General features: G+C 36.5%; 21 protein-coding genes. 7 read left to right on the top strand and 14 right to left on the bottom strand.

Features of this window, described 5'->3' with window-relative positions; all coding sequences use genetic code 11:
• Positions 1-26: 26 nt before the first annotated feature.
• A complete protein-coding gene (locus AC1DNH_RS04275; RefSeq protein WP_477581759.1) occupies positions 27-797 on the bottom strand; it encodes an MbnP family protein in 771 nt (256 codons plus the stop codon).
• A 145-nt stretch (positions 798-942) separates the two neighbouring features.
• Entirely contained in the window at positions 943-1314 is a 372-nt protein-coding gene (locus tag AC1DNH_RS04270) for a hypothetical protein (protein WP_477581757.1), read from the bottom strand.
• A 280-nt stretch (positions 1315-1594) separates the two neighbouring features.
• Here AC1DNH_RS04270 and AC1DNH_RS04265 point away from each other — a divergent pair, with 280 nt between their 5' ends.
• Positions 1595-2380, top strand: coding sequence for a hypothetical protein (locus AC1DNH_RS04265; protein ID WP_477581755.1), 786 nt, complete (start codon positions 1595-1597; stop codon positions 2378-2380).
• A 166-nt stretch (positions 2381-2546) separates the two neighbouring features.
• Here the strand turns inward: AC1DNH_RS04265 and AC1DNH_RS04260 are convergent, their stop codons facing one another.
• Positions 2547-4283 carry a phospho-sugar mutase gene (locus AC1DNH_RS04260; protein ID WP_477581753.1) on the bottom strand — a complete coding sequence of 579 codons (1737 nt, stop codon included), beginning with the start codon at positions 4281-4283 and terminating at the stop codon, positions 2547-2549.
• A gap of 269 nt (positions 4284-4552) precedes the next feature.
• Here AC1DNH_RS04260 and AC1DNH_RS04255 point away from each other — a divergent pair, with 269 nt between their 5' ends.
• The gene (locus AC1DNH_RS04255; protein ID WP_215128933.1) at positions 4553-5866 is read left to right on the top strand and encodes an aspartate kinase; all 1314 of its coding nucleotides are present in this window, start codon (positions 4553-4555) and stop codon (positions 5864-5866) included.
• A 318-nt stretch (positions 5867-6184) separates the two neighbouring features.
• A complete protein-coding gene (gene lysA / locus AC1DNH_RS04250) occupies positions 6185-7354 on the top strand; it encodes a diaminopimelate decarboxylase (RefSeq protein WP_477610875.1) in 1170 nt (389 codons plus the stop codon).
• A 64-nt stretch (positions 7355-7418) separates the two neighbouring features.
• Here lysA and AC1DNH_RS04245 read toward each other — a convergent pair whose 3' ends face one another.
• The 5 genes from AC1DNH_RS04245 to AC1DNH_RS04225 are packed head-to-tail and all read right to left on the bottom strand — an operon-like array spanning position 7419 to position 12752.
• Complete coding sequence (locus AC1DNH_RS04245) at positions 7419-7631, bottom strand: hypothetical protein (RefSeq protein ID WP_029275212.1); 213 nt, start codon at positions 7629-7631, stop codon at positions 7419-7421.
• A gap of 45 nt (positions 7632-7676) precedes the next feature.
• Complete coding sequence (locus AC1DNH_RS04240; RefSeq protein ID WP_477581748.1) at positions 7677-8492, bottom strand: hypothetical protein; 816 nt, start codon at positions 8490-8492, stop codon at positions 7677-7679.
• 19 nt (positions 8493-8511) lie between these two features.
• Entirely contained in the window at positions 8512-8892 is a 381-nt protein-coding gene (locus AC1DNH_RS04235; protein ID WP_477625205.1) for an SRPBCC domain-containing protein, read from the bottom strand.
• Positions 8879-11545 carry a DUF3857 domain-containing protein gene (locus tag AC1DNH_RS04230; protein ID WP_477609829.1) on the bottom strand — a complete coding sequence of 889 codons (2667 nt, stop codon included), beginning with the start codon at positions 11543-11545 and terminating at the stop codon, positions 8879-8881. The genes AC1DNH_RS04235 and AC1DNH_RS04230 overlap by 14 nt, the downstream gene beginning before the upstream one ends.
• Before the next feature lie 16 nt (positions 11546-11561).
• Positions 11562-12752: an acyl-CoA dehydrogenase family protein gene (locus AC1DNH_RS04225; RefSeq protein WP_477625204.1), complete on the bottom strand. Its 1191-nt coding sequence runs from the start codon at positions 12750-12752 to the stop codon at positions 11562-11564.
• 113 nt (positions 12753-12865) lie between these two features.
• Between AC1DNH_RS04225 and folB the strand changes: the two genes are divergently transcribed.
• Together folB and AC1DNH_RS04215 are read left to right on the top strand one after the other, a co-directional pair.
• Positions 12866-13234 (top strand): dihydroneopterin aldolase, encoded by a 369-nt coding sequence (gene folB, locus AC1DNH_RS04220; protein WP_477583375.1) that lies wholly within the window; start codon positions 12866-12868, stop codon positions 13232-13234.
• Between the two features lies 1 nt (position 13235).
• Positions 13236-14639, top strand: a complete 1404-nt coding sequence (locus AC1DNH_RS04215) for an FAD-binding oxidoreductase (protein WP_477625203.1) — start codon at positions 13236-13238, stop codon at positions 14637-14639.
• Positions 14640-14724: 85 nt separating this feature from the next.
• Here AC1DNH_RS04215 and AC1DNH_RS04210 read toward each other — a convergent pair whose 3' ends face one another.
• Positions 14725-15213, bottom strand: coding sequence for an acyl-CoA thioesterase (locus AC1DNH_RS04210; RefSeq protein ID WP_477611528.1), 489 nt, complete (start codon positions 15211-15213; stop codon positions 14725-14727).
• A gap of 77 nt (positions 15214-15290) precedes the next feature.
• Between AC1DNH_RS04210 and AC1DNH_RS04205 the strand changes: the two genes are divergently transcribed.
• Positions 15291-15725 (top strand): Hsp20/alpha crystallin family protein, encoded by a 435-nt coding sequence (locus AC1DNH_RS04205; RefSeq protein WP_477611529.1) that lies wholly within the window; start codon positions 15291-15293, stop codon positions 15723-15725.
• 385 nt (positions 15726-16110) lie between these two features.
• Complete coding sequence (locus AC1DNH_RS04200; protein ID WP_215128917.1) at positions 16111-17427, top strand: nicotinamide mononucleotide adenylyltransferase; 1317 nt, start codon at positions 16111-16113, stop codon at positions 17425-17427.
• A gap of 1 nt (position 17428) precedes the next feature.
• On the opposite strand, the gene AC1DNH_RS04195 is transcribed toward AC1DNH_RS04200, so the two are convergent.
• From AC1DNH_RS04195 to AC1DNH_RS04175, 5 genes are all read right to left on the bottom strand, one after another.
• The gene (locus AC1DNH_RS04195; RefSeq protein WP_477625202.1) at positions 17429-17710 is read right to left on the bottom strand and encodes a Txe/YoeB family addiction module toxin; all 282 of its coding nucleotides are present in this window, start codon (positions 17708-17710) and stop codon (positions 17429-17431) included.
• Entirely contained in the window at positions 17692-17901 is a 210-nt protein-coding gene (locus AC1DNH_RS04190) for a DUF2683 family protein (RefSeq protein ID WP_477584877.1), read from the bottom strand. Before AC1DNH_RS04190 ends, AC1DNH_RS04195 begins: the two co-directional genes overlap by 19 nt.
• A gap of 29 nt (positions 17902-17930) precedes the next feature.
• Complete coding sequence (locus tag AC1DNH_RS04185; protein ID WP_477584876.1) at positions 17931-18629, bottom strand: LytR/AlgR family response regulator transcription factor; 699 nt, start codon at positions 18627-18629, stop codon at positions 17931-17933.
• Positions 18626-19693 (bottom strand): sensor histidine kinase, encoded by a 1068-nt coding sequence (locus AC1DNH_RS04180; RefSeq protein ID WP_477625201.1) that lies wholly within the window; start codon positions 19691-19693, stop codon positions 18626-18628. The genes AC1DNH_RS04185 and AC1DNH_RS04180 overlap by 4 nt, the downstream gene beginning before the upstream one ends.
• Positions 19694-19839: 146 nt before the next feature.
• A complete protein-coding gene (locus tag AC1DNH_RS04175; protein WP_477625200.1) occupies positions 19840-21063 on the bottom strand; it encodes an ABC transporter permease in 1224 nt (407 codons plus the stop codon).
• Positions 21064-21073 lie beyond the last annotated feature (10 nt).

The raw sequence follows: 21073 nt of genomic DNA, 5'->3' as shown, positions 1-21073 counted from the left end.
GCGAAGACGGTTGTTTTCCTTAACATTTAGTTGTGAATGTGATCTAAACGAAATAAGCCATTTGCATAGTTGTTGGCTACAATTACAGAATTTGCCCCACCCATGGTCATATTCAAAGTAGCGAAACTCACGTCGGTTTTACCTGTAAATAATGCAGCTGCATTTACCTTAAAGTGCATATTCGGTTTACCATCTGTTCTCACGCGAAGCGGGTTTGCCGCATTAATCTCCGTAGTAAAAGTTCTAATGGTATTGTTTGGGTCAATAACGCCACCAATGTGGAAGGTAATTGTATTTCCAGTTGCTGTTGATTGTGGTGAAGTTCCCTCTAGTTTAACGAATATGTAACCACTGTTCCAGGTCCAGAACATGCCGTTGGTCGGATCTAGGGCACCAGTTTGTGCTCCAGCAAAATTACGGGCATAATCTACGCCAATGGTGTATTCTATTTTGGTATAATCACCCGTTGGTACATCTTTTAGCGTAATGTTTGTCGATTCTGTCTTCGAAGCATCGATTAAGAAATAACTTTCCGGAATGAGATAAGTTGTACCATCGACTTTGCTTAATTTGATATTGCTTACGTAGTATTTAAATACATTGATCTTAAAATCTTCGCCTTTGGCATTTTTGTAAGTTGTAGTGTTTAAAACCAACGGACTTCCGTTTACCTGATTTTCGAATTCAATAGAGAAAGTAGATTTGGTATCTGCAGCAACTTCATCGGTATTTTTTTTGCAAGAAGATAATAATATAATAGGGCATAACAATGCCAAAAAGTATTGTGATAATTTCATTTTAAGAAAATTGGATAAGTAAAAAGTATTTTAAGAAATTTTAATACGGCCGTCATGCTGAATTTATTTCAGCATCTTATTGACAATAATAGACTGATCCCCAATTATCAGGACAAGGTGACGATCGTAAAATAAAAAGATTTACTTAAACCGTTTTCGGTGGATGAAAGATGGAAATGGAAAGATCTTTAACCGGTTTTTCGATATAAAGATTTTCGGAAGTGATGATGAAATAAGGAAGATGATGGTTTAATGCAATAGCCTGAAATCTTGGTTCAGCCTCTGCAACCCTTTTCAGGTTTTCCTGAGCCTGTTTGTTTTTACCCTCAAGCTCTTTTAGTTTTTTAGCTAGGAAACATTGTCCATCACAGTGTAATTCTGGATGTTCTTTATTGATACAAAATACACTTGTGATGTATTCTTTGTTCATTTTATAACCAGAATAGATTACCAATTGCATGGCGCCGTTAGAAACGGTACACGTAATGATAAGATATATTAAGATTTTTTTGAACATGGGTATTGCGCTGCAAAAGTATTAAAGAAATTGGTTGCAGCAAAGAAAAAATAAGAAAGAGCAAGATTTTAAATATTAAAGTCAAACTTAAATGGTTACTTCTACATCGCGCCGAGGACGGCATTGCAGATCTTACCACATTGTAGCTCTCAAGCTCTAATATCATCAATGTAACCAGGAATCTGCATTGTAAGCAAAAATACCTCACATGTAGAAGTCTAATGGTAAATTTGATTTACAATCATATCTTACTATATTCGTACATCACTAAACGCTCTGTATGCTCCCAATTTACTATTATTCTGGTGCCACTTTACTTCTCATTCCCGTGGTTATTTTCTTAGTTAAATTGCTCCGGGATAGTATTACCGAAAAAGTGAAATTAAGCCTAAAACATGACTACGACGAAAGAATAGAGAAATTTAAAGATGATTTAACTTCGAACCAGACTATTCTAAACAATATTCTTTCTTCGAGCAGTTCAAGCTATCAAGCATATCAAGCTGAAAGGATAAAAGCTATAAAAAAATTCTGGGAAAATTATTTGCTTATAAGAGAGTCTATCTCCATGGTTCGATCATTGGATAGTTTTATTTTAAAGGAAGAATTTGGTGATCTTTACAATCCAAAGTGGAATGGAACTAACACAGTAGAGATTCAACTTCAATCAATAGATTTAAGCAGATTGAGTATATTAAGCAAATATCAAAATGATATTGAAAGTGTTAGACCTTACCTAAATGAATCAATATGGATCAAGACCTTATTTCTTGTTACATTTGTTGGTCGTATTCAGTATTTATACAAAATCGGAACTACCTCAAAAAGTGTTGAGCATTTTATGAACGATAAGGCATTGTTGAACCTTCTTAAAGATCATCTAAAGTCAGAGGAATTTAAATACATTAGTGGCTTGAAATTTAATATTATCAATTCTGTTCAATCTTTTGTTGAACAAACCATTTTATTTAATATACAAGAAATTTTAAAGGGTAGCGAACACACTGATAATACTTTCACGAAAGCTAAATCCCTTATTGATTTGATGTCGGTTCAAAAGAATTAATAATAGAAGACATTTTTTACATACTCAAAGCTTTTGACTCTTGTCTGGTCTTAGCGTCTCGCTAAGACTTTATTATTTGCCACGGAAACTTGAGAACACAAATAAATTGAAGAAAATAATGTCGTCATTCCGCTGCGCTTCAGTCGAGATGACGACACTAAGAAAACTATGCCTGCAAATCAGCCATTACTGCTTTGATTTTATCGCCAAGTTGTGCGTTAACCTTGTCAAAATCTTTTCTATCTGCTAAAGGAGCATTAACGCTGCAATAGAATTTAATTTTCGGTTCTGTTCCACTCGGGCGGGCTGAAACAATACTTCCATCTTCGGTAATAAACTGTAAAACATCTGAAATAGGATAATCCAGCTTAGTTACTTTTCCTGTTGCCAAATCAGTTTCCTGACTTAATTCGTAATCCTTTAGCACTGAAACTTTCGAACCGCCCAATGTTGCGGGAGGGTTTTCCCTAAATTTAACCATCATGGCTTTAATTTCTTCAGCACCTGATTTGCCTTTTTTGGTTAGCGAAACCAGATCTTCTTTGTAAAGACCATATTCAACATACATATCTAATAATGCATTGTATAAACTTGCACCCTTATCTTTATAATAAGCAGTCATTTCAGAGATAAAAGCCGCAGAAACCACAGCATCTTTATCACGTACTAAATCGCCGATTAAGTAACCGTAACTTTCTTCACCACCACCAATAAAGTATTTTTTACCTTCTAGTTCCGTCATTAACTGACCGATATATTTAAACCCAGTTAAGGTATTGTAGTAGGTTACATTTTTCTTTTTGGCAATTTCTTCGATCAGGTTAGAGGTTACAATGGTTTTCACAATAAACTGATTGCCATCTAATTTGCCGCTGTCTTGCCAAGCTGATAACAGGTAATTGATTAATAAACTGCCCGTTTGGTTACCGTTGAGCAATACCCATTCGCCATCATTATCTTTTACCGCAATACCTACACGGTCAGCATCAGGATCTGTAGCCAAAACTAAATCAGCATCAATTTCCTTTGCTTTGTTCATTGCTAAAGTCAATGCATCTTTTTCCTCCGGATTTGGATATACTACGGTAGGGAAATTTCCATCTGGCGTGCTTTGTTCTTCAACCAGGGTTACATTTGTAAAACCAAACTGAGCCAAAGCTTTTGGTACCAGGGTAATCCCAGTTCCGTGGATAGGAGAGTATACAATTTTTAAATCGTGCTGTCTTTTTATCGCTTCCGGAGAAATAGAAAGTGCAGTGATTCCGTCTAAATACAGTTTGTCTACATCTTCTCCAATGAGTTCGATATTCGCCTCAACACGGTCGAATTTAACTTCGTCGATACTTTTAATCTTATTTACTTCATCGATCACCAATTTATCATCAGGAGAAGTAAATTGACCACCATCTGCACCATAGGCCTTATACCCATTATATTCTTTAGGATTATGCGAGGCTGTTAGCATTACACCGCTTTTGCAACCAAAATGGCGCACAGCGAAAGAAAGTTCTGGAGTTGGTCTTAATGCAGAGAAGAAATAAACATGGATGCCGTTTGCAGAGAAAACATCTGCTGTAATTTTAGCAAAATAATCGGAGTTATTGCGACTGTCGTGGGCAATGGCCACCTTGATTTTTTCGTGAGGGTACTTGTTGTTTAAATAATTGGCCAATCCTTGTGTAGCCGTTCCAATAGTGTATTTGTTGATCCGGTTAGAACCCGCACCCATAATGCCACGTAGGCCACCAGTTCCAAATTCTAAACTTCTATAAAATGCATCTGTTAATTCGGTAGTTGCATCTTTATCCACAAGGGCCTGAATTTCTGCCTTGGTATTTTCATCATAATTTCCACTTAACCACTGATTAATTGTGGCTTGTGTTGATTGGTCAATTGCCTGCATTGAGCTGTTTTTTAAATTTAATATCTGGTGTTGAACAAATTTTATTGAATGATGTTTGGTTGAAACGCATTTATTTCAGCACATCCAAATTTTATTTTGTTGAGGGTGTTGCTTTTAAGCTGCTTTTGTTTAATTTCACGCCCCGATACAATAATAAAGAAAATTACATATTCTAGTATTTAAAATTGAAACCATCATAATTTTCTATAGCCAAAAGTAAATAAATAAATTATGATAGCTTCATTACCGTTAAAAACAATAAGCATTAAATGAAAATATTAAAATTTGGGGGTACTTCAGTAGGTAGTCCTGAGCGCATGACGAAGTTGTTGGATATCGTTAATCCAAATGAAGAGCAGATTGTAGTATTATCAGCCGTGTCTGGTACTACAAATAGTTTAGTAGAAATTGCAAATTATTTTTTAGCTGGAGATAAGAAGAAGGGAAGCGAGTGCGTGGAAAATCTATACCAGAAATATAAAGCTTTTGTTGTTGAATTGTTGCCTGCTGACGAGTTTCAAGAGCAGGGAAATGAAGTGATCGATTATCACTTTGGTTTCTTAGCTGGCTTAGCGAACGATATTTTTACTCCAATTGAAGAGAAGGTAGTGTTGGCCCAAGGAGAATTGTTATCTACAACTTTATACCATATTTATTTAAAATCTATCGGCGTACCCTCGGTATTATTGCCGGCTTTAGATTTTATGAAAACGGATGAAGATAATGAGCCTGATATTCCTTTTACAACGAAACATTTAATGCCTCTTTTGGAGCAGCATAAAGACAATAAACTGTTCATTACACAGGGATACATCTGCCGCAACAGTTTTGGCGAGGTAGATAATCTACGTCGAGGTGGTAGTGATTATACGGCATCATTATTAGGTGCAGCAATTATGGCGGAAGAAGTTCAAATCTGGACGGATATTGACGGCATGCACAACAACGATCCACGTATTGTTAAAGGCACTAAACCAATTGCACAGTTATCTTTTGATGAAGCAGCTGAGTTGGCTTATTTTGGCGCAAAGATTTTGCACCCTCAATCGGTTTTCCCAGCACAAAAATATAAAATTCCGGTTCGTTTGTTAAACACGATGGAACCTTCAGCTGCAGGTACTTTGATTACTCACGATAGCGAAAAAGGAAAAATTAAATCAATAGCAGCGAAAGATGGCATCACGGCAATCCGTATCCAATCGAGTCGTATGTTGTTGGCTTATGGTTTCTTACGGAGGGTTTTTGAAGTTTTTGAGCGGTATAAAACACCGATTGATATGATTACCACTTCTGAGGTTGCCGTATCGTTAACCATTGATGAAACAGCTCATTTGCCGCAGATTATCGAAGAGTTGGAAAGTTTCGGAACAGTAGAAGTAGATACCGACCACAGCATTGTATGTGTAGTGGGCGATTTCGGTTCGGAGAAGCATGGTTTCGCCAGCAGGGTTTTAGAAGGTTTAAAACACATTCCGATCCGTATGATTTCTTACGGTGGAAGCAACTACAACGTTTCGCTTTTAATATTAAGTGAGTATAAAACCGAAGCTTTAAGAAGCCTGCACAATAGATTATTCGAATAAGAGGAAAAAAGCGCCGATTATTACCAGTAATCCGATAAGAAAGTGAAAAGCCAGAAAGCTTGCCGGTAGCAAACCGTTTTTATGCTTTTTGTAAGAGTTATACAATCCTGCAGAAAGAATAAGAATAATAAATATGGCAGCTGCTATCTTCATTTTTTGATAAATAAGAGGAACAGTACAATGAAGAGTAACACGATAAAAAACCGGACTTTTCCATTATATTGTTTCTGGGTAATTCTTCCATGCTTTAAATCCAGGTAGTTACCCAAATAAATTAGCCCAAAGAATAAAATTAAAATTATAATAAGGAATTTGAACATGTTCGCCGATAAAGATATATCAAAGTTTAACAATATAGAAACGCCTTTTTACTACTATGATACCGATCTGTTGCAAAAAACCTTGCGTACCTGCGCAGATGCAGCGGCTCCGTATCAATTTCACATTCACTATGCACTAAAGGCAAATTTTAATTCTGTGCTGTTAAACCAGATTAAAGAAATTGGTTTCGGTGCAGATTGCGTGAGTGCAGGAGAGGTGAGAAGAGCAGTTGAAGTAGGTTTTGATCACAAAAAAATCGTTTTTGCCGGAGTAGGTAAATCGGATAAAGAAATCAACGAAGCCCTTGATCTTGATATTTTCTGCTTTAATGTAGAATCTATCCAGGAATTAGAGGTACTAAATGAACTTGCCGGTAAAAAAGGTAAAACAGCTCAGGTGGCTATCCGCATCAATCCCAATGTGGATGCACATACACACCACAACATTACCACTGGTTTAGACGAAAATAAATTTGGGATCAACTCATGGGATTTGCCAGAGTGCGCAGAAACTTTAAAAGCATCTCCAAACCTGAAATTTATTGGTATCCATTTTCACATTGGTTCGCAGATTACCAATTTGGATGTGTACAAAAACCTTTGTGTGCGTGTAAACGAATTTGCAGCCTGGTTTGAAGATAAGGGTTTTAACCTAAAAGTATTAAATGTTGGTGGCGGCTTAGGCATCGATTATTACAATCCTGATCACCAGATTCCTGACTTTGAATCTTATTTTAAGATTTTCAATGAATTTTTGACTGTTAAACCTGGTCAGGAAGTACATTTTGAATTGGGCAGGGCATTGGTTGGTCAATCGGCTTCATTGATTACGCGTGTACTTTACATTAAAAACGGAAAGAAAAAAAATTTCGTGGTTTTAGATGCCGGTATGACTGAATTGATGCGCCCAGCCTTATATCAAGCCTATCACAAAATCGAAAATCTTAGTCAGTCTGGAGTAACGAGTTCGAAGTCCGAAGTCGTTAAATACGATATTGTAGGGCCCATCTGTGAAAGTACCGATTGCTTTGGTAAAGAAGTAGAGCAACCTGAATCGTTCAGGGGCGATATTTTTGCCATCCGCAGTGCTGGTGCCTATGGAGAGGTGATGGCTTCGAAGTATAACTTAAGGGATGCGATAAGATCGGTTTATAGTTCAGAGATATAAATTGTCACATTGAGCCTGTCGAAATGCTTCAAAGTTCTTCGACGGGCTCAGAATGACAGATCAATTATTTCTTCTTCGACGCTACAAATACAATTACACCAGCTACCAGAATAATACCACCTGCATAAGGAGGCCAATTGATAGATTTTTCTTTATCGGCAGATATTTGAATGGGACCTGCATCAACAATTTTTTCTTTTTTAGTGTAAGAGAAGCCAGTCCAGATGAGCATAGCAATGCCCACAACGATTAATATAATTCCTAATGTTCTGTTCATAATATTATATTTATATCAGAACAGTAATAATGTCGATAAGTTTTATTAGAATTTATAACCCAAAGAAATCTTACTTGCTAAATTTATATTTTCGGCTATTTCAAATGAAAGTGTGATTTTTTTTACGTTTAAAAAGTAGCTAAGATTCCATGCTCCAGAACTTTTAATTATTTTATCAATATCTGCGAAATCCCCGTATTTAAAACTGTTAGCTAGTCCTGGTGTTCCACCGATGAAAAGCCTAAAAGCATGTTTAATATCATGATTACGCATTCCTCTAAAGATCACTTCTGTCGATAAACCTGTGGTCCAAAATCTTTTCCTATTTGAAACACCTGCATAATTGTAAACTTTACCATTATAAACTTCTTCTCTAAAATCAGCGTACGCTCCACTTTCGGTACTTAAAGCGTTTTCCCAATTTATAAATCTAAAATCTGTATTTCCATTAGCAGACGTGCTATGGAAGCCTATAGAAGTTCTCAAGCCAAAGCCATACATATTTTTGTTAAAAGAAGGTGGGTAATCTGCTTTGGCATTGTTAGCATTATCTTGGTAGGTATTTTCTGCGCTCCCTAAATAACCAAAAACACCGTATGCAACGTTAAATCCTTTAAACGTATGGGCACGGTTGATATTCAACATACCCAATTCAAATGAAACGCTACCATTTCCTGGAGAAGACGCCCCGGCAAAACTTGCTGATGCATGTGTTAAAGATTTAACACTGTCGGCTTCCATCGGACGAGGCAGATAGCCCATGTTATTTCCCGGCAAGGCAGGTGTAAGATACGTTCTGCAGGAGCTGGCTAAAATAACCACAAGCAAAAAAGGAAAGAGAGTATTAATTTTAGTTTTCATTTTTTTAAGTTAAGTTGATTTATTCGTCAAAGAAATCTACCAAACCTCCCAGGAAATATTCTTGAATACCTTCCGTAAAATCTTTATAATCTTCATCAGGGATATTGGTTTGTTTAAATTCCAGTGAAGTTCCTTTTTTATCTTCGTGAAGTTTTATGGTTACGATAGAAGGTTCGTTTTCTTCTCCAAAATACCATTGTTGAACAATTTGTTTGCCGTAAACAAACTCAATGTTTTTGCCCGTAATATCTCCATCCCAGAAAGAAAATTCTGTTTCTGGGAATTCTTCAAACTCTACTTCAGCACCAGTCCATAATTTTATGCTGGTTTCTTTGGTAAGGGCTAAATAAACTTCTTCAGGTGGGGCAGGGATATAGGTGTATTTTTTAAAGTCTTTCATTTTCTGCTAATATTTCTTGCTTTTCAATTATTTCTTGCTCTTTAAGTTTCTCCGATCTAAATTTTTCATTTAAATCCTGAATAACAGCCGTTCTCCATGCTGAAGCCGGATACGCAAATACAAAGGTACTTTTTACGCGGGTAGATTTAATAAAATAAGCTATCCAAAGCGAATAAATGATTATTTTTCTAATTAATGTCGTAGCATCTGAGGCGGTAAAGAGTTGATTGCCTATATGATTACCCATTGTAAACAGAAATGCGAAATCTAGAATGGCAACAATAATAGCGGCTATTTTCAATCCTATATAATATTTTGTAAATATTTTTTGGCGATTAAAAAATAAAAATATCACCAGTATGCTAAATGCAATCATACAGATGTTCAATGCCGTTTCGATAAGCAAACAGAGTTGGTAAACGAACGTTGTAAATCGATCATAACGTTCAAGGTTATCCCAAACACTTTGACTAAATGTTTCTGCCTTAATTATGGTAAATAGCGAGGTAAAGGGTAAAACTACAATTCCAATGCCTGCAACAATGAGCCAGCCACCGATTTTTGGAGCATCTTTTATTTCATCAAGGTCAAACGGTCTTTTTCGGGTATAGATAAATACGCACACACCCATCATTATGATGAAAACAAATACGCTTAAAGTTACCATCCAGTAATTTAAATCCGATTCATTTTCTGTCTCATAGTCATTACCCCAATATAAACTGTAGCTCAGTTTGTCCATTATATTGCTTCTATCTTTAATGTATTGCTTGGTATCGGCACCCGAAATTTCATCGGTTAAGTTTTGATAGCTATAATTTATTGTTAAAGTATCTGATTCGCTTTTCTGTGTGTAATTAAATTTATAGCTAGATCGATCAATACTAAATTTATTATCTTTTAGATCCCAATTATCTGGGAAAATGATTTTTAGTTTTTGATTGATATTGCATGGATAAACAAGATCCATCGGTACGTCACGCGATTTTTTGAGTTTTCTTAAATCATTGCTAATCAGATCGCCATAAAAATAGATGTCAAATCTATTAGAAAGCGAGTCGTCTCTTACCCAAATGTTGTCAATCTCATAATTTTCAGTTAAATAAACAATGTTGTTAGTCTCATCATCTTTAACAGTTATGTTTTTTACGGTTTGTATACCAGGGTATAATTTTGCATAATAACTTAAATAATCCTTTTCTAGTTTATCTGTCCCATCACTATTTAAATCTGCCCTGATTTGATCGGCACAATTGTGTGTGTAGACCGTTTTAATTTGGAGGGTCGCTTTTTTACCCTGGATTGTATCCGGTACATTAAAAATTGAAGTGGCATCAATTTTTCCCTTAGGATTACTTTTAACCTCTTCAAGTTTGTCGTTGCCAGATTTTATTACCAGAACACTTGCAGAATAAGGGAAATAATTTTCTGTTATAGGTCCACGCTGATCAGACATGGTTGCATCAATCCAGATTTTTTTATTCTTGAATTCAACTAATACCACAACATGGTCAAATGCACCTGTTGAGGGTAACCTTTCTTTTGTTTTATTCTTTAGATAGGTGTTTATATACACGGGATAGGCTTGTATACCTATATTTTTTAACAGGTAAACGAGTAAAAGCGACTTGTCTTTACAGTCGCCGTAGCGTTGTCTTAAAACTTTTTCGGGAGAATTTGGGCGATGGGAATACTGTCCCATCTCTACCCCCATATACCTGATCTCGTCTTGTACAAACCGGGTAGCAAGTTGTAAATATTGTTCTGGATTGTTGTTTGATTTAGCTTTTAGCTCCTTAACCTTAGCATTGAGGATGGCTGAACTTTTTAAGTCGTAAGTGTTTAAACGGACAGACCAATCTACTATGTCTTTCCAGCTGTGGTATTCACTGATTTGAACCCGGCCGTAAGGGTTGTACCAATCGGGTTCATAGTCGTAACTGGTGAAAGTTTTAGATACCTGGCTTTGCCATTGGTATATTTTTAAATCACCCGTCTCCGTAGTTTTTATAGGAGGAACAAAGTTAAAGTTTTTGAGTTTTATATCGCGTTTCTTATTAAAAAGCAGGCTAGCATAAACATTTGAAATTTGACTTCCACCTTCAAAATAAATGATGTTACTGTAGCGCGAATCGAAAACCGGATTTTTTCCTGTAATGGTGTACGAAAAGTCAATTCTATCTCCTTTCCGAACATCATCTAAAATCAAATAAGCATTAAATGTTCCGCTATAAATAAATTTATTGAGCTCTTTCTCATTCTGGATAATTTTGAAATTACTGGCGTTAAGTTTATCAATAGGTTTGTTATCTCTCCAGATAATTATCTTATGAAAAACAAGTTTCTGGTAAGATGGATCAAATGTAACCGATATTTCAGAGCCATTTTGTACACCTGTATCTGAAATAATCTCACGGATATCATGCTCGTATTCTTCGGATGTTTCTATATTGGTTTGTTGCTCATAAAGAAATAAATACCAGCCATCCTGAACATCCCTTGCTGCCGGCCGTTTATCAACAGTTTTTACTTTTTGTAGCCACTGTGGCTCAGTTTTGGAAATGAAAAAATTATTTTTTTGAGCAAAAGATATATTGATCCAAAAAGCTAAAACAAGTAGAATAAGTTTTTTGAGAGCGTTTTTATTTAGCATATTATTAATTAATAGTTTATTTAAATGCGTTTAATCCGGTTACATCCATTCCGGTGATCAGTAAATGTATATCATGTGTACCCTCGTAAGTTACTACCGATTCTAAGTTCATCATGTGGCGCATAATCGAATATTCTCCGGTAATTCCCATTCCGCCAAGCATTTGGCGGGCATTACGGGCGATGTCCAATGCAATTTCTACACTGTTTCTTTTAGCCATCGATATTTGTTCTGCAGAAGCCCTGTTTTCACTTTTTAATACGCCCAAACGCCAAACCAACAGCTGCCCTTTGGTAATTTCGGTCACCATTTCGGCCAGTTTCTTTTGCTGTAACTGGAAACCACCAATGGGTTTTCCAAACTGTACACGCTCTTTTGAGTAACGCAAAGCGGTATCATAACAGTCCATAGCTGCACCCAAAGCTCCCCAGGCAATGCCATAACGTGCTTGATTTAAACAACCCAATGGACCTTTTAATCCGCTGATTTCGGGAAAAATATTCTCTTTTGGCACTTTAACGTTATCGAAAACAAGTTCGCCTGTAGCTGAAGCACGTAAACTCCATTTGTTGTGTGTTTCAGGGGTAGAAAAACCTTCCATTCCGCGTTCCACAACTAATCCTCTTATTTTTCCAGATTCGTCTTTTGCCCAAACTACTGCAATATCGGCAAATGGTGCATTGCTGATCCACATTTTGGCACCGTTTAAAATGTAGTGGCTTCCTGCGTCTTTGATATTGGTTACCATTCCGCCAGGGTTAGAGCCGTGATCAGGTTCTGTTAATCCAAAACAGCCCATCATTTCGCCACTCGCCAGTTTTGGTAGGTATTTTTTACGTTGTTCTTCAGTACCATAAGCATAAATAGGATACATCACCAACGAACCTTGCACAGAGGCTGTAGAACGGATACCAGAATCACCGCGTTCAATTTCCTGCATCAAAATCCCATAAGCGGTATAATCTAAACCAGCACCACCATATTCAACCGGGATAGTTGGTCCGAAAGCACCAATATCAGCCAAACCTTTAATTAGGTGTTTTGGAAATTCTGCTTTTTGCGCATAATCTTCAATAATCGGACTTACTTCTTTTTTTACCCAATCTCTGGCCGTTGCACGAATTAATTTATGCTCATCGGTTAACAATTCGTCCAATAAATAATAGTCTGGTGCCTCATAAAGGTCCTTTTTTGYTGATTTGCTCATGTAATTTCGTGTTATCTGGTTAAGAAATCGCGTTCATTTCAAAGGTAACAATTTACGGCAATGGGCATTATATTCATGAATAAAAATTTAATTTTGCAGCTTACAGAACATACATGAGCCATTTTAAACAAACCGTAGCCTTAAAAGATGTTAAATGCTTTGCCCTACATGGTTATTACCCGGAAGAGCAACTTATTGGAAATCATTTTGTTGTAGATTTAGTAACAGAATTTACCCCGCAGGGTTTTGATGATGAACTGGCACAGACGGTTAATTATGAGGATCTGAATCACATCATCATGGAAGAAATGAAACACACTCAAAAGCTTTTAGAAACGGTATTAAAGAATATCATTTCGAAAGTTATCGAATTGTATCCTTTTGTTGAAATGGTTAATGTGAGTATGAAAAAACTAAATCCACCTATGCCCGGTCAAATTGGGCATTCTTTTGTTAAATTATCTTATACATCAGCAAAATAAAATGAATTTTACGAAGATCAATCCCGAAATTTTAGCAGAAATTAAGGCTGCAATAGGAGCAGATAAAGTTTTTACTGATGTAGAAAGTTTAGATAATTACAGTCACGATGAAACGGAAGACTTGCGTTATCAGCCCGAAATTGTGGTGAAACCAACTTCTCCAGAAGAAGTCTCCGCTTTACTTAAGATCTGTAACGCTCATCATGTTCCGGTAACACCGCGTGGTGGTGGTACGGGTTTAAGCGGTGCCGCCCTGCCGATTTATGGTGGTGTTTCTTTATCAATGGAAAAGTTTAAAGCTATCTTAGATATTGATACCGAAAACTTACAGGCAACTGTTGAACCGGGTGTAATTACCGAAGAATTCATCAATGCTGTGGCCGAAAAAGGACTTCTTTACCCAGTTGATCCAAGTAGCAAAGGATCTTGCTTTATTGGTGGCAATGTAGCCCATGGTTCTGGTGGACCAAGAGTAGTGAAGTATGGAACGATACGTGAATACATTCTCAATCTCGAAGTGGTTTTGCCAAACGGCGATATCATTTGGACAGGTGCAAATACTTTGAAATATGCATCAGGTTATAATTTAACCCAGCTAATGATCGGTTCGGAAGGTACCTTGGCCGTGGTAACCAAAATCGTTACCAAATTATTGCCTAAACCTAGTCAATCGGTTTTAATGATGGGCTCTTTTAGCACGAATGAAGATGCCTGCGCAGCGGTTTCTGCAATTTTTAGGGCAGGGGTAACACCATCGGCTTTAGAGTTTATGGAGCGAAAAGGTGTGGAATGGGTAATTAAATTTGATGATATTAAGTTCGATTTAAAAGATGATGTTGCTGCGTTATTGATGATTGAGTTTGATGGAGATGATTTGGATGATATTTTTAAAAACTGCGAGAAAACCAATGTTGTTTTAGAAGCGCATCACTGTACAGAAGTTTTGTTCGCAGATACTGCTTCTCAAAAAGAAGAACTGTGGCGGATGAGAAGAACGATGGCCGAATCAGTAAAATCCAATTCCGTATACAAAGAAGAAGATACCGTTGTTCCGCGTGCGGCTTTACCTAAATTAATCAATGGTATCAAAGAAATTGGTGCTAAATACGGTTTCGAAAGTGTTTGTTATGGTCATGCCGGTGATGGAAATCTGCACGTAAACATCATTAAAGCTGGAATGAGCGATGAAGACTGGAAAAACAAACTCAAATTTGGTATTGCCGAAATATTCGAATTAACAGCTGCTTTAGGTGGCACATTATCTGGTGAACATGGAATTGGTTTGGTGCAAAAAGAGTTTATGCCGATCAAGTATTCTGAAATTAATCTTAATTTAATGCGGGGTATTAAAAAAGTTTTCGATCCGAAGGGAATATTAAACCCTGGCAAAATTATGCCTGATTAATTTTACTCGTCACCCTGAACTTGTTTCAGGGTCTTAATGGTAACAAGTATATAGATGCTGAAACAAGTTCAGCATGACGAGTATTTTATTGTTCTAACTGTTCAAAACCCAGCATTTTTTGCTTTTCCTCTTCTGGGATAGCAGTTGGTTTACTCGTGGCATAATCAACCGCAATGCAAACCGTTTTTCCTTTACTGCAGATGATCTCTTCTGTTCCTTTTATCTTAACGATCTGGTATTCCAGATCGAAACTTGTAGTGCCAATCCTCGATGTTTTTACATGAATAGCAATTTTATCGTTCATTACAATTGGTAAAATGTAATCTAGTTCAGCATGGGCAATTACGATTCCGGTTTTCTTCCAGTCCCATTTTATAATTTCTTCCCAATACTTTGTTCTGGCAATTTCTAAATAGGTAAAGTAAATGGAATTGTTTACATGCCCCATCATATCGAAATCAATAAAGCGCAAATGGATATTGGTTTTGTAGTTGAATTTGTCTGAAAAACCCTTTATTTCTGCCAATTTGTCTTTTGATTTGAATTTATTTTGCCAAAATGTCTTGAATATCATAAATTTTTGCTTTGGTATGTAAGTTGAATATGGTGTATTATCAATTTAAAAATTAAAAAAAATAAAGAATAAGCGATATGACACTAGTAAATTTTAACAACAGAACCCGTAACACAGCTCCTTACTTTAACAATGTTTTTGATTCATTGTTTAGTGATGCAGTAACTAAAAACAAAATGGTTGATAAATCGCCAAATGTGAATATTTACGAAAATGAAACTGCGTATGTAATTGAGTTGGCTGCTCCAGGTTTAAAGAAAGAAGATTTTCAGATCAATTTAAAAAAAGATACCCTTTCTGTTTGGGCAGAAGTTAAAAAAGACGAAACTCAGGTAGCTAAAGATTTTACACGTAAAGAATTTGATTATAGCTCATTTGCTAGATCATTTAATTTACCTGATAGTGCCGATGGTGATAATATTACTGCTGAATACAAAGACGGTATTTTATCGATCAATATTAATAAAAAAGACGATGCTAAATTACAACATAAAGAAATTGTAGTATCGTAATAAAGATATTCTCGAGAGAGGATTTTTCATAATAGTTTAGTTTTTTTTCAAAGGTTATGAATCTTGCATCAGCTGAGTTTAAGGTAAGTGTGATTGATACTGATTCAGGTTTCATAATAGTTTAAGTTTAGGTTTTATAAGGTTAATGCTGGATGGCATTAACCTTATTTTTTTTAAGTGTGGTCGTCATTTCGACCGGTGTTCCAAAGGAACTCCTTCGGAGGAGAAATCTGTCTGGTTGAATAAAGATATTAGATTTCTCAATTCCACTATGCTTCAGTCGAAATGACGCTGCCTTAAGGCCTTGCCGCCACATAAGTATTTAGATTGATTTTAAGTTACATTCTTAAAATCACCTTAATCTCATTTTTCGTACTTTTGCGGCATGGAGAGAGAAATTCTGGATACAAAGCGTAAAGCACTTAAAATAAACCTTGACCCGAGAATTTACGGCACCTTTGCCGAGATAGGAGCGGGACAGGAAGTTTCGAGAAACTTTTTTAATGCTGGCGCAGCATCTGGAACAGTTGCCAAAACGATGTCGGCTTACGACATGACTTTTAGCGACGCTATTTATGGAGCAGAAACCAATGGCCGTTATGTAAGTCAGAATCGCCTCTTGCAGATGCTCGATCACGAATTCGGTTTACTTAATGAGCGTTTATCTGGCGAAAAATACGAAAGCCGCACGTTTTTCGCCTTCGCTGATACCGTTACTACCCTGAATTACAAACGTACCAATGAGCCTCATGGCTGGGTTGGTATTCGTTTCCAGAGCGAGCCAGGTGGTTTACCAAACGAAATATTTTTCCACGTACGTTTGCTGGATACAGATGTAAACATGCAACAGCGTGTTTTAGGGATAATTGGTGTTAACCTACTTTATGCAGCATTTTACCATTATCAGGATCCAAAATTGATGGTAGAATCTTTAGCTGATAACTTAACTATCGGGTCTGTAGAAATCGACTTGATTTCGGTAAAAGGGCCGGCTTTTCCAGGTGTAGATAATATCCTGCTTAATCTGTATATGATTATGAAGGATTTCTCTGCAGCAGCAATTTTCGATGCAGATGCACATCCCCGTCAGGCCAAAGATCTTTTATACAAAAAGGATATTATGATTTTAAGGACCAAATATGGCCAGAAATCATTACCTAACTTTAACCTGTTTAATAAAGCTACCGATCAGTTTAAACGTACAAATAAGGTAGAAGAGGGGAACCTAGCGGTAATGATAGAGGTTTTGTTAACCAACGTTTTAACGGATGGACAAGAAACTCCTGATGATATCGACCTGGAAACAGTGGCTAAAAGAGCACAGGAAATGTGCGATACGGGTAACATCGTGATTGTATCTAACTTTACCCGCCACAACCGTCTGGCGAAATATTTGGCAAGGTGCAAACCTAAAAGTGTTGGCTTGGCAACAAACATCAACAACTTAAAATTTGTATTCAATTCTAAAAATTTTACCGGAGAAAATTATTCAGGTCAGTTATTAAGCTATGTGAACGATATGTTTAACACCAATGTGCGGTTATTTGCTTATCCTTTCCTAGACAAAAAGACCAATCAAGTAATTACCACGGAAAATATGCCGGTTACGCCAGAGGCAAAACCTTTATTCGATTTCCTTTTAATAAATGGGTATATTACTGATATCAAGGATTATAGTGAGGATGAGGTGAAGACGGTATAATTTATTTATCGCCGTAATGGCCGAGTGCTGAAATTATAGTAACGGTTACTATATTTTCTTCTATTTTATAAATTAACCTATCTTTTCGATTTATCTGCCTTGACCAGAAACCAGATAAATCGAATTTTAATCTTTCAGGTTTTCCAATCCCTACTTCTGGATGTTCTGACAGTTCGATGAAAATTTGATTTATTCTTTTAATTGAGGCTTTATCTCCAGATTTATAATGCGTTTCTAGATCTTTTTTTGCTAATTTTTCAACTTCTATAAAATACTTTCCCATATATTTTTAGGGTCTTTAATTCTGGTTACATTGCCCTTTTTGGCATTGGCCATTCTTTCCTTTATCTTAGAAACGAATTCGGGATTGTAAGGACTTTCCTCTTCTTTTTGAAAAGAAACATCTAAAGCTTTTAAAACAGCTTCAATTGCAGCCTCTTGTTTTTTATTTTTAGGATGTGCGATTATAGTCATAACAATTATTGTATAATCAAAATTACGAATTATTTTATCAACTTTTCAATTACCTGTTTATAGCTATCGCTTACAGGTAACTCCTTATCCGCTATAAATAAAGCGTTTTTTTTAATGGATGTTATTTTGTTGACATTTACGATAAATGATTTGTGAATCCTCTCGAAATAAGCGGGCAGTTGTTCTTCTACACTTTTCATACTCATGCGCACCACTGCGGCTTTTGGAATTGTTGAAGTATGGATTTGGATATAATCTTTGAGTCCTTCTATATAAGTAATCTCATTGTAATTGATCTTCATCAAGCTGTAGCCCACATTTACAAACATATAGCCCTGTTTGGGTAGGTTGTTATGTTCTGCTGACTGTTTGAGTTCGTAAAGATCTTTTGCTTTATTACATGCTTTCATAAAACGGTCGAGCGATACCGGTTTCATTAAATAATCTACCACATCGAGTGCAAAACCATCCAAAGCATATTGTTTATAGGCAGTTACAATAATTACCATTGGCTTTTTAACCAAACTCTGGATAAATTGTAAACCTGTAATACCAGGCATCTGGATATCGATAAAAATGAGGTCTATCGATTGTTCCTGCATAATTTTATTGGCAGCAAAAGCATCATCGCAACTGGCCACCAGTTCCAAAAATGGGATACGGCTGATGTTATCAGCCAGTAATTGCAGGGCTAAGGGCTCATCATCAATGGCTAAACATTTTATCATGCTGTTAATTTTAAAGTCAGGTAAACATTAAACCAGCCATCTTTTTTCTCAATTTCCAGTTGATGATTTTTACCGTATAGTAGGTTTAAGCGTCTGCTTACGTTCGAAAGACCAATGCCAGAGGCGGCATCTTTTACTTCATTCTCATCTTCGTTAAATTTATTTCGAACAGTAAACGTCAAAAGTTCGTCTTCTGTTTTTAAATCAACAAAAATCTGTGGTTTTTCAATCATTCCAACCCCATGTTTAAAGGCATTTTCGATAAATGGGATCAGTAACATGGGTTCTATTTCATCAAACTCACTTTCAATGTTAATGTTTGTTTCTATAACTACTTTTTTGCCGAAACGCTGTTTTTGCAGATCGATATAAGCCTGCAGGTATTCGGTTTCAGTTTTAATGGAGACCTTTTCTTCGTCGGTTTCATATAACATATATTGCATCAAACCGGATAATTTCATTACTGTTGGCTCCAATTCATTGCTTTTTAGTCTTACCAGTGCCACAATGTTGTTTAAAACATTAAAAATGAAGTGCGGACTGATCTGCGACCGTAAAAACGAAAGTTCGGTTTTCATGTTCTCCTGTTCGCGCTGCAAAGCTCTTTTTTCTTCACTGATCCGGTCTGAGATCATGGTAAAGGCGGTACTGGCGGCAATGGTTAATAAAAAAGTTGGTGTGTTAAACCAAAGGGTTCTGCCGAGGTTGAAATCAAAATTGGGTAGTAAAATTCTGAACAATATGGAGTGAATGGTAATCGCTAAAAGTAAACACCCGATAAATGATAAGCCGTACCACAAATATCTCTTTTTATAGAAAAATGATGGAATTAAAACTTTATTGTTTAAATAAAATATAGCAATCCAATAAAAGTAACTGATAAAATTTAAGCGCAGGAACTGATTTTCATCGTAACTGCTTATTGGGTGAGGAGGACGGCTTCGGTTAACATTAATAATATAGGGCAAAGTGATCAAAACCACCCATACCAGAATGTGCAGGGTAATTTTTATCCACTTTTTGGAGAAATTAATCGTCATTATTTTTTCTTTGGCGCTTTGCATCGCTAAGTTATTATTTATTATGTTTTTTTTAATGTGTTTCTTCATGCCGATCCGATAGCTATCTGATTTATTTCAAGGTAAATGCGAAATGTTTTAAGATCCCCGCCTGCGCGGGAATAACTATACTTTTGTTTGGATACTTAATACTACTCGTATCTTAATGCATCGATAGGATCTAAATTAGATGCTTTTTTGGCTGGATAATAGCCGAAGAAAACACCTGTAATGGCACATACAACAAAGGAAATAATAATTGAAGATTCAGCAATTAAAATTGGCCAGTTTAAGAAATAGGAGATGAGGTACGTTGAACTTACACCCAAAACTACTCCGATAATTCCGCCGGTAATGCTGATTAAAATGGCCTCTATTAAAAATTGCATCAAAACATCTTGTCCGCGGGCACCTATTGACATACGCAGACCGATTTCGCGGGTACGCTCGGTAACCGAAACATACATAATATTCATAATCCCAATTCCACCGATAAACAGTGAAATACCTGCAATAGCGGTTAAAAGAACTGTTAACATGCTACTGGTAGAACTGATGGTGCTGATTAATTCGGCCTGTGTACGTACCTGGAAATCGTCTGTTTCTGCTGCAGTTAACCTGTGGCTTTCTCTTATAGCTTCTGATATTTCGGCTGTGGCAGCGGCGCTCGAAGCCTCAGTTGTTGCAGAAGCATAAATACTCTGTAGATAATTGGTTGCGGTAATTCTTTTTTGTACAGTAGTATAAGGAGCGAGGATAATGTCGTCCTGATCCTGTCCGAAATTACTTTGTCCTTTAGGCACCAAAACACCGATTACCTGGAAAGGAATATTTTTAAAACGTATAATCTGGCCAATTGGATTACTGCCATCAGGAAATAGATTATCGATAACTGTTTTACCTAAAAGACAAACTTTAGCAAAGCTTTTTACATCATTTTCGGAGAAAAGAATACCATCCTGAAGTTTTAATTGGCGGATGTTCAAATAATCTGGACTCACCCCAGTAATGGTAGTCGGCCAGTTATAACCACCTTTAATGGCCTGTCCGTTAGTGGAAACCACAGGCGATAAACCATTTATATTTTTAGACTGCAGCTTTTTAATGGCGGTAATATCTTCTAGTTTTAAGGTCTGAATGCTGCTTCCCTGCAAACGCACGCCACCAGGTTCATTGCTTTGGGGCATAATGGTAATCATGTTCGAGCCCATTCCTGATAATGAAGACCTGATACTTTGTTTCGAGCCTTCACCAATGGCCATCATGGCAATTACCGCTGCCACCCCGATAATGATGCCGAGCATGGTTAAAAAAGCACGCAGCTTATTTCTTTTTAATGCCCTAAAGGCAATTTTTAATAAATTTATTATGCTCATGATCTTCTCA

The organism is Pedobacter sp. 01N310, from assembly GCF_056399805.1.
The sequence above is the reverse complement of the archived record's forward strand: the minus strand, read 5'-3'. Positions and strand labels throughout refer to the sequence as shown.